Here is a 1183-nt window from a genome sequence, read left to right as displayed (position 1 = left end):
GTGGCAGTACCGGCCGACGGATTGAAGCACGCCGCCCCGTTGTACTGGGCGGTGACAGTGCCGGAGGCCAGAGACGCAGAGGCCAGACACGCCTTGCCCGACGCATCCAGTGCCACAGTCTGATTGAGCCCACCAGGCCCGGTGAAGGTCACCGTCCCGGTCGGCGTACCCGAACCAGGAGCGTCCGTCGACACCGTCGCACACACCGTCACCGACTCGCCGCACACGGAGGGGTCCGGGCTCACCGTCACGGCGGTGGTGGTGGATGCTTCGTCGACGGTCACGTCGGTGCTGCCCGACGAGACTGCCGCGCAGCCATCACCGTTATAAGTGGCCGTCACGGTGCCGGTCGCCAGCACCGTCGTGGTCACACATGCCTCACCGGAAGCGTCCAGCACCGTTGTCTCATTGAGCCCCCCGGGCCCGGTGAAAGTCACCGTCCCGGTCGGCGTACCCGAACCCGGCGCATTCGTCGTCACCGTCGCACACACGTCGACCGACTGGCCGCACACCGACGGATCCGGACTCGCCGTCACGACCGTCGTCGTGTCCGCCGCGTTCACCATGACGTCCACAGTGTCCGACGAGCCGGCGAAGCAGGGCCCTTCGCCGTTGTAGTTCGCCGTCACGGTTCCGGTGGCCAGCACCGTCGTGGTCACGCACGCAGTCCCGAACGCGTCCAGCGGCACGGTCTGATTGAGCCCGCCGGGCCCGGTGAAGGTCACCGTTCCGGTCGGCGTACCCGAACCAGGAGCGTCCGTCGACACCGTCGCACACACCGTCACCAACTCGCCGCACACCGACGGATTCGGGGTTGCCGTGGCCACTGTGGTGGTGGACGCTTCCTCGACGGTCACGTCGGTGCTGCCCGACGAGACTGCCGCGCAGCCATCACCGTTATAAGTGGCCGTCACGGTGCCGGTCGCCAGCACCGTCGTGGACACGCACGCGGTCCCGGAAGCGTCCAGCACCGTTGTCTCATTGAGCCCCCCGGGCCCGGTGAAAGTCACCGTCCCGGTCGGCGTACCCGAACCAGGCGGATCGACGGTCACCGTCGCACACACCTCCACCGACTGACCGCACACCGAGGGTCTGTCAAACGAGCGGTGTAACCAGGGTGGTTGGGGTCACTGACGAGCTGCGGAGAGACGGCCGTCGAAGGTGATGTCGAAGGCGTTCAGGG

General features: G+C 67.7%; 1 protein-coding gene. It reads right to left on the bottom strand.

From position 1 onward, the window contains the following. Positions 1-1052: Ig-like domain repeat protein (locus ACFYNS_RS23640; RefSeq protein WP_388604951.1), on the bottom strand; the 1052-nt coding region annotated here is incomplete at its 3' end. Positions 1053-1183 lie beyond the last annotated feature (131 nt).

Origin of the sequence: Streptomyces sp. NPDC006925, assembly GCF_042869575.1 — a bacterium.
Classification (GTDB): domain Bacteria; phylum Actinomycetota; class Actinomycetes; order Streptomycetales; family Streptomycetaceae; genus Streptomyces.
Note: the sequence above shows the minus strand (reverse complement) of the source record. Positions and strands in the feature narration are given on the sequence as shown.